Below are 5,982 nucleotides of genomic sequence, written 5' to 3' on the forward strand. Positions count from 1 at the left end.
CGCCCCCGCCGGGGCCCCGGGACCCCCGCGCCCCCCCCCCGCCCCCCCCCCCGCGCCCCCCGCCCCCCCGCGCGCCGCCGCCGGCGCCGAACAGCATGGCGTTCCCGCCGGCACCGCCGGACCCACCGACTTTGCTGATGGAGTTTCCACCCGCACCACCGGCCCCGCCGTTCCCGAGCAACCCGCCGGCTCCACCAGCCCCACCGCGCCCTCCATCGACACCGGCGCCCGACGTGCCCGACCCGCCGTTGCCGCCGTTACCGATCAGCCACCCGCCGTCCCCGCCGTCGGCCCCGGTGCCCGGCGCGCCATTGGCGCCGTTGCCGATCAGCGGGCGCCCGGTTGCCGCCAGCACGGGCGCGTTGAGCGCGTCCAGGGCATTCTGCAGCGCCGAGGCGGCGGTGGCTTCCGCGCTGGCATAGGAGGTCGCGCTCGTGGTCAAGGCACGCACAAACTGCTGGTGAAAGGCGGCCGCCTGCGTCCCGAGAGATTGGTAGGCCTGCCCATGGGCGCCGAACAGCGCCGCGATGGCGACCGATACCTCGTCCTGGGCCGCGGCCAGCACCGTTGCGGTGTGCTCCGCCGCGGCCGAGTTGGCCGCGTTCAGCGACGCACCGATACCCGCCAAATCCGTTGCGGCAGTGCCCAACACCGGGGGAAGCACATTCAAGAACGACATCGGGCACCTCCGACTGTGCACCATGACTTCGTTGTGAAGCCGACCCAGGAATCTTTGGAGACCTCAGAGTCGGCGAGCCAGCAGCTTATCGCGAGTTCACTCAAAGTGATGGGGAAATTCGCTGCATAATACGGAACCCTACGAGGCATTCCACGATTGGCGTGTCAGCGTTCGCTGAGCGGACCGTGTGCAGACAAGTGACCGATGTTGGTGAGCAGACGCAAAAGCACCTTTTTGCGGCGCGCAAAAAAGGTGCTTTTGCGTCTGCTCGCGCAAGGGGCGGTTACGGCAAGCGTTCTACTCCGGCCCGCCTAATCGTGCCCAAGCCCACGATCGGGCGCGCTCATGTCACCGGTGGCGGGCGTGCCGTCGGTCAGGCCGTAGCGCAGCAGGACGGTGCCCTTCCCGCTGACCGCGGGAGGTTCGAGAAGGGTGAGGTTGGTGGGTACCGCGCCGGCGCCGAACACCTTTTTGCCGACGCCGAGCATAAGGGGGTGCAGCCAGAGATCAATTCGATCGAAAAGCCGCTCGCGCAACAATGTCTGCACCAAATTCAAACTGCCGACGACCTTGATGTGCTCATGCCGGTCACGGATATCGCGCACCGCCGCGGCCAGGTCCGCGCCGAGCTGGGTTGACCCGTTCCACGAGAGGTTCGGCCGGCCGCGCGAAGCCACATACTTCGGCACCCGGTTGAACAGCGTCGCGATTCCGCTGTCCTCACCGGCTTCCTGGTGCGGCCAGTATGCGGCGAAGATGTCGTACGTCCGCCGACCGAGCAGAAGCGCATCGGTGCCCTCGTACGCGGCGCCGACCTGCGCTCCGGCAACCTCGTCCATCAGGGGCGCCTGCCAGCCGCCGAACGGGAATCCGGCCGGGTCCTCCTCGGGGCCGCCGGGCGCCTGGCCAACGAGGTCGAGGGTCGCGAACAGCTCGATGTGAATGAGGCCCATGTGTTGCTCCCACGATTGAGTCAGTGCGGTCGAAAGGTTTGACCGCCGAGCGCGGGCATACTCATCGCGGCCGCCCTCACTCGTCGGACAAGTTTTGGCGCTGTTCTTCGACGGCGGCCATGACGTCTTCGGACGCCTGCCGGAATACCGCGAGGCGCTCCGGCCCCAAAACGTCGACGAACAGTTCGCGCACCCGGGCTGCGTTCACGGGCGCGGCCGACTCGATCGCCGCGCGGCCGGCTTCGGTAAGCACGATCTGGGGATATCGCGGATCGGCTTCCGGATCGACCTCACGGCTGATGAGTCCCCGCTTCTCCATCCGGCTGAGGTGGTGGGACAGTCGACTCTTCTCCCACATCGTGGCCCGGCCCAGTTCGTAGGCGCGCATGCGCCCACCCGGCGCCTCGGACAGATTCACCAGGATCTCGAAGTCGGAATCGGACAGTCCGAAATCGCGCTGCAGGCACCTGCCCAGGTGTCCGTGCAATAGGTGGTGCATATCGACGAAGCTTCGCCAGGCAGCCAGCTCGTCCCGGTCCAGGTGCCACCGCTTGGTCATGCAACGCAGCGTACTCCCGTGGGTTGACACATCAACCCTGCGCGCATACCGTGGAGTGAGTTGACATATCAACCAGGAGGCGAGAAACGTGACAACCGAGAAGCTGATTGCAGTGGTGGGGGCGACCGGGTCGCAGGGCGGCGGCATGGTCAAGGCGATCCTCGACGACCCGCGTCGCGAGTTCGCGGTGCGCGCGCTCACGCGCAACGCGCAGTCCGCTGCCGCGCGCAAGTTGACTGACGCCGGCGCCGAAATCTTCGAAGCCGACCTCGACGACGGCGCAAGCCTGCGCCGCGCGTTCGAGGGCGTGCACGGGGCGTTCATCGTCACCAACTACTGGGCCCCGCTGTCGGACGAGGACGAAGGCGTACGGACGCGCGCCGAAAGGGAACTGGCGCAGGCCGATACGGCCGCGCTCGCGGCCACGCAGGCTGGCGTCCAGCATGTGGTCTGGTCCACGCTGGAGGACACCCGCGACCACTTCGGTGACGACGACCGCGTGCCGACCGTCGACGAGCGCTACAAGGTGCCCCACTTCGACGCGAAGGCAGAGGCGGACGAGTTCTTCCGCGAGTACGACGTGCCGACCACGTTCCTGCGCAGCACCCTGTTCTTCGAGGGTTTCACTGACGCGTTGGCACCTGTGCGAGGAGATGACGGTCAGCTCCGGCTGATGCTGCCGATGGCCGACCAACGCTTGTCGGGTATCGCCGTCGGGGACATCGGAAAGACGGCACTGCAGATCTTCGCGCGCGGCACGGCCTACATCGGCCAGACCGTCAGCATCGCTGGTGACCACCTGACTGGTCAGGAATACGCGTCAGCGCTCAGCGATGCGATGGGCGAAACCGTCAGCTACCAGCCGCCTAGCTGGGACGACTTTCGCGCGCAAGGGTTTCCCGGCGCGGTCGAAATGGGCAACATGTTCCAGTACTACGCGGAAAACTCGGCACGCTTTGTCGGTGACCGCGATCTGGCTCAGGTGCGCGAGCTCAACCCGGAGTTGCAGTCTTTCCGCGATTGGCTTGCGTTGCACCGGAGCGACTTTCAGTCGAATCAGTGAGGCGTCGCCAGAGCAACGACAGCGTCAGCGCGATCGCTCCGGTGAGCGAAGCGATCAGGATGGGAGCGGTTTGATGCAAGCGCACCGCGATGGCGACCAGCGCCCAGACCACAACCAGCGCGTAGGCGATATCTCCCCGAAAGCTCATCGTCAGACCGAGGGCGGTGGCCACCACGATCATGATCACGCCCCACGTCGGCTCCGACAGACCGAAACCATTCCACCCCGCGGCGTCGAGGGTGATCGTCGCGTTGGCGATGGTGGCCACCGAGACCCATCCAAGGTAGACGCGAAAGGGAATGTGCACCGCCCACCGCTCGATCGTCGAATCGGGCGGGCGGGCGTCCTGCAGTCGGTAGATGACAATCAGCGCGCCCAGCAGCACCACCATCAGCGCCATGCTCAGCGGGAATTGGTTGTAGTGCCATGCGAACAGCCATGAACAGTTGGCCAACGCCGTCAGCAGATACCACGGGGCTATGGCTCGCGCCGCGCCGCCGTCGGTGCGCCGCTTGCCCACGGTGACGCCGAGATAAACGGTATAGGCGATCAACCCCGCATAGATGAGGCTCCAGATAGAGAAGGCATAACCGGCCGGCACGAAGTAGACCTGAAAGCGGCGACTGACGTCGCCCGTGCTCTGGCCGTTGATCGGCAATGTGTTGGCCAGGCTGTTGACGAAAAGCGTCGCCATGGTGGCAAGGCCGACCGCGGCCGGCACCAGCAGTCTGGACATCGAACGGTTGTCGAGGGTTCCGCTGACCATAGCGACCCGTTTGCCCGCTGAAGACGGTTCCGAACCAGCCCGACGAGAAAGACGGGATTAATCCCTGCGCGATTCGGCAATACCTCACCGCGTCGAAGACGCCACCGTCGTCGACTCGACATCCGGTTGCCGGATGTGCCGGACGACGAGATGAGTCATAGACGTGTTCGCGAACGCCGCCACGCTGCGCGCCCATTGGAAGCGGGCGTGACATGGCCGCAGCAACCGCCGTTCACTTCTTTTTGGAGCTCGCCGTCATTCTGGTGGCCTGCCGCGTCGTGGGATTGTTGGCACAACGCCTGGGTCAGCCACAGGTAGTGGGCGAAATGCTGGCCGGTGTCATCCTCGGGCCCTCGCTGCTGGGACGGATAGCGCCCGGGGTGCAGCACGAGTTGTTCCCGCCGGGTGCGGCCAATGTCGTGCTGTTCACCGCGGCGCAGATCGGCCTGGTGCTGTACATGTTCCTGGTCGGCCTCAACTTCGACATCAATCTGGTCAAACATCGTGCCGGGACCGCGGCCGTGGTCTCCGCTGCCGGCATATTCGTGCCGCTGGCGCTGGGCGCGGTGCTGGCCGTGCCGCTGGTCGCCGGCGGCAGCTTCTTCGCGAGAAACACCACCTTGGTCATGGCGATGATGTTCCTCGGAGCCTCGATCGCCACCACGGCATTCCCGATGTTGGCCCGGATCATCTTCGAAAAGAAGCTCTCCGGAACACCTTTGGGCACACTCGCGCTCGCATGCGGTGCAACCGATGACGCTCTGTCCTGGTGCATCCTGGCGACAGTGCTGGCCATGCACCGGGGCAATCCCGCCACGGCCCTGATCGCGATAGTCGGCGGAATCCTCTACACGGTGGTGGTGCTGACGCTGGGCCGTCGGGCGTTGAATGCACTCGGCCCGATGTCCGAGCGACGCAACACCGTCAGTCCGGCGGCCCTCAGCGTTGTCCTCATCCTGCTGATGCTGTGCTCCTGGTTCACCGACACGATCGGGATCTACGCGATCTTCGGGGCGTTCATCTTGGGTGTCGCGATGCCGTCCGGCTTCTTTGCCAAGCACGTCACCGCCAAGCTGGAGCCGGTCACGACGACGTTGCTGCTGCCGCTGTTCTTCGTCTATTCGGGGCTGAACACCGAGATCGGCCTGGTGAACACGCCGAAGCTGTGGGCGGTGACTCTGGGCATCCTCGTCGTCGCGATCGCGGCGAAAGGAATCGCCTGCACGGTGGCGGCCCGGCTGCGGAAGGTGTCGCTGCGTGAGTCGGTCGCGCTGGGTTCGTTGATGAATGCCCGCGGCCTGATCGAACTCATCCTGCTCAACATCGGTCTCGAGGCCGGGATCATCACTCCGACGCTGTTCACCATTCTGGTGATGGTGGCCATTGTCACCACGCTCATGACGTCGCCGATATTCGAGTTCGCCTACGGAAGGCACCGAGCGGCGGCCGATGCGACGGCGGCTGACCCGACGACGGCTGACCCGACGGGAGCCGACCCGACGGAGGCGGCCGGCCCGACCGCGGCCAGCCAGCCGGCAAATGCCGGCCGGTTAGCTGTGTAACGCGATCCACGCCGGGGTACTTATGCATTCATTGTCGAGGGGAGTAAGTGCGTGGACGTTCGAGCGCAGCTGTCACAGCTGAGCCCCGAGGCTCGGGCGGCACTGGCCAAAAGAATACGAAGTCAGCTGGCAGACAACGACTTCAGCGCCGATCACGACCTCGTCATCGTCGGCGGCGGTGTTGCCGCCCTGACACTCGCGCTGGAAATTCGCTCCGCCCGACCCGGGACTCGGGTCCTGGTGATCGAGGCGACCGCCCATCCGGTCCCTGAGATCACCCACACCGTCGGTGAGTCGACCGTCGAGATCTCCGCGCATTACCTGCGCGAACGAATCGGCCTGCACGAGCACCTGCGCACCGCCCAGCTTCGCAAGATGGGGCTGCGGATGTTCTTCTCCC

General features: G+C 65.7%; 7 protein-coding genes. 3 read left to right on the forward strand and 4 right to left on the reverse strand.

Going from position 1 to position 5,982, the window contains the following annotated elements; genetic code table 11:
* From A9X01_RS02395 to A9X01_RS02405, 3 genes are all read right to left on the reverse strand, one after another.
* The coding region (locus A9X01_RS02395) for a PE family protein (RefSeq protein WP_155771883.1) at positions 1–679 on the reverse strand (679 nt) is incomplete at its 3' end.
* A 311-nt stretch (positions 680–990) separates the two neighbouring features.
* A complete protein-coding gene (locus tag A9X01_RS02400) occupies positions 991–1,632 on the reverse strand; it encodes a dihydrofolate reductase family protein (RefSeq protein WP_065119131.1) in 642 nt (213 codons plus the stop codon).
* Positions 1,633–1,708: 76 nt separating this feature from the next.
* Complete coding sequence (locus A9X01_RS02405; RefSeq protein ID WP_065119132.1) at positions 1,709–2,191, reverse strand: MarR family winged helix-turn-helix transcriptional regulator; 483 nt, start codon at positions 2,189–2,191, stop codon at positions 1,709–1,711.
* A gap of 115 nt (positions 2,192–2,306) precedes the next feature.
* Between A9X01_RS02405 and A9X01_RS02410 the strand changes: the two genes are divergently transcribed.
* Positions 2,307–3,254 carry an NmrA/HSCARG family protein gene (locus tag A9X01_RS02410; protein WP_301336919.1) on the forward strand — a complete coding sequence of 316 codons (948 nt, stop codon included), beginning with the start codon at positions 2,307–2,309 and terminating at the stop codon, positions 3,252–3,254.
* Here the strand turns inward: A9X01_RS02410 and A9X01_RS02415 are convergent.
* A complete protein-coding gene (locus tag A9X01_RS02415) occupies positions 3,184–4,020 on the reverse strand; it encodes a TspO/MBR family protein (RefSeq protein WP_065119134.1) in 837 nt (278 codons plus the stop codon). The two genes, A9X01_RS02410 and A9X01_RS02415, sit on opposite strands and share 71 nt — an antisense overlap.
* Before the next feature lie 212 nt (positions 4,021–4,232).
* Here A9X01_RS02415 and A9X01_RS02420 point away from each other — a divergent pair, with 212 nt between their 5' ends.
* Positions 4,233–5,582, forward strand: coding sequence for a cation:proton antiporter (locus tag A9X01_RS02420; RefSeq protein ID WP_081282176.1), 1,350 nt, complete (start codon positions 4,233–4,235; stop codon positions 5,580–5,582).
* A 51-nt stretch (positions 5,583–5,633) separates the two neighbouring features.
* Positions 5,634–5,982 (forward strand): NAD(P)-binding protein (locus tag A9X01_RS02425; RefSeq protein ID WP_155771884.1); only part of this gene is annotated, 349 nt, incomplete at its 3' end.

The sequence above is a fragment of the Mycobacterium asiaticum genome, assembly GCF_001668675.1.
GTDB classification, from domain to species: Bacteria; Actinomycetota; Actinomycetes; order Mycobacteriales; family Mycobacteriaceae; genus Mycobacterium; species Mycobacterium asiaticum_D.

Excerpts from the sequence above, each read along its gene's own strand:
- A9X01_RS02400 (WP_065119131.1), bottom strand. The coding sequence starts at position 1,632 with ATGGGCCTCATTCACATCGAGCTGTTCGCGACCCTCGACCTCGTTGGC.
- A9X01_RS02405 (WP_065119132.1), bottom strand. The coding sequence starts at position 2,191 with ATGACCAAGCGGTGGCACCTGGACCGGGACGAGCTGGCTGCCTGGCGA.
- A9X01_RS02415 (WP_065119134.1), bottom strand. The coding sequence starts at position 4,020 with ATGGTCAGCGGAACCCTCGACAACCGTTCGATGTCCAGACTGCTGGTG.
- A9X01_RS02420 (WP_081282176.1), top strand. The coding sequence starts at position 4,233 with ATGGCCGCAGCAACCGCCGTTCACTTCTTTTTGGAGCTCGCCGTCATT.